Below are 1,612 nucleotides of genomic sequence, written 5' to 3' on the forward strand. Positions count from 1 at the left end.
CTGCAGCTATTGGACTTGCTGCTGTTAATGAAACATATAACAGTATTTTATCCCCAGCTGCTACTGGAATAGCTTCAGGTATGATTCCTGATGCTGTAGAACCAATCGCTATTGCGGCAAATGCTGGTGTTAATAATAGAGGTGCACCTTGTACTGTAAACGTATTGCTTGCTGCAGGTGCAGTTAATATTTGTATTTGCACTTGAACAGGTGATAATGGAGATAATGCTGCTGTTGCACTAAAGAAACCTGCTAATGACGTAATAGTTCCTGCGCGTGGTGCTACAAATGCATAATCACCTACACCTAATGCTAATGTGATACTTGTTCCACCCGTTAACGCTATACCAGGCTGACTAAATCCAAATCCGAGAAGAGTTCCTGTATTAGCTACTAACGCATTAACTAATGCTGCTGGTGTTGTACCTGAAGCAAACGGAATAATAGCTCCGCCACCAGTTGCACCTGTTGCTCCTGTTAAGCCTGTTGCACCAGTTAAACCTGTTGCACCCGTTGGACCTGTTGCTCCTGTTGGACCTGTTGCTCCTGTTGCTCCTGTTGGACCTGTTGCTCCTGTTGCTCCTGTTGCTCCTGTTGCTCCTGTTAGGCCTGTTGCTCCTGTTACTCCTGATGGACCTGTTGCTCCCGTTGGACCTGTTAATCCTGTTGCTCCTGTTAAACCTGTTGCTCCACCAGTACCTGCTGGACCTGTCGCTCCTGTTGGGCCTGTTGGACCTGTCGCTCCGCCTCCTGGACCTGTTGGACCTGTTGGACCTGTTGCTCCGCCTCCTGGACCTGTTGGACCTGTTGGACCTGTTGCTCCGCCTCCTGGAGTAGCACCAATTAATTGAGTTAATAAGTTTAATAAAAGTTGTAAACTTGCAGGGTCAATAATTAAAGAGAAGAAGAATGGTGCAAGAGCACTGTAGAATTGTTGTAATAAAGAAAGTAATTGACTTAGATTTGGGTTAGGAGATTGTAGTAAATTAATAATACTTTGAATTAATTGTTTTAAGAAATTCCCTTCTGGGGAAGGTGCTAATTCATTTAGTAAGTTCAATAGTTGAGTAAACAAATTGAGTAAAGCTAATCTGTTTGCATCACTTGGATTTGCAAAAAACGCTGCAATAGCCGCTATTAAAGAGTTTAGTAAAGTAATTAATCTACCTAATTGCTCACTAGTAATTGGAACTGTTTGTGGATTGTTACAGCAATCTGGAGTGAAAACAATCGGATTATTGCAGTGGTTATGACCAAAACAATTATTGTTTGTCATTTATGTCCTCCTTACTTGTTTTATATTTGAGTTTTTCCTATTATAAGGATCATAAAGTTGTAAAAAAATATGTTATATATTGACTTAAAATAGGAAACATGAAATATAATTAAACTTACAAACGCTATTTAATTATGTTCATGACTCACATATTAATTATATGTTTTTAATAATTGACTGCTTAGATTAAATACCTAAACTTACGGGTTTATTTTATTTTTCCACGTTTATCTCTTAGGTTTAAATACACATATTAATTTGAATATACTCAACAATTATCAGTGCCATTTTTTTATATAAATATACATTATTTCTTTACTAAGATTGTGTTCTCTT

Annotated in this window: 1 protein-coding gene; it reads right to left on the reverse strand. The window is 38.3% G+C overall.

Translation table 11 applies throughout. From position 1 onward, the window contains the following. The coding region (locus ACQGS6_RS28055) for an exosporium glycoprotein BclB-related protein (protein ID WP_426965996.1) at positions 1-1,276 on the reverse strand (1,276 nt) is incomplete at its 3' end. Between the last annotated feature and the right edge of the window lie 336 nt (positions 1,277-1,612).

Source organism: Bacillus sp. GMs2/2 (assembly GCF_050172095.1).
Classification (GTDB): Bacteria; Bacillota; Bacilli; order Bacillales; family Bacillaceae_G; genus Bacillus_A; species Bacillus_A cereus.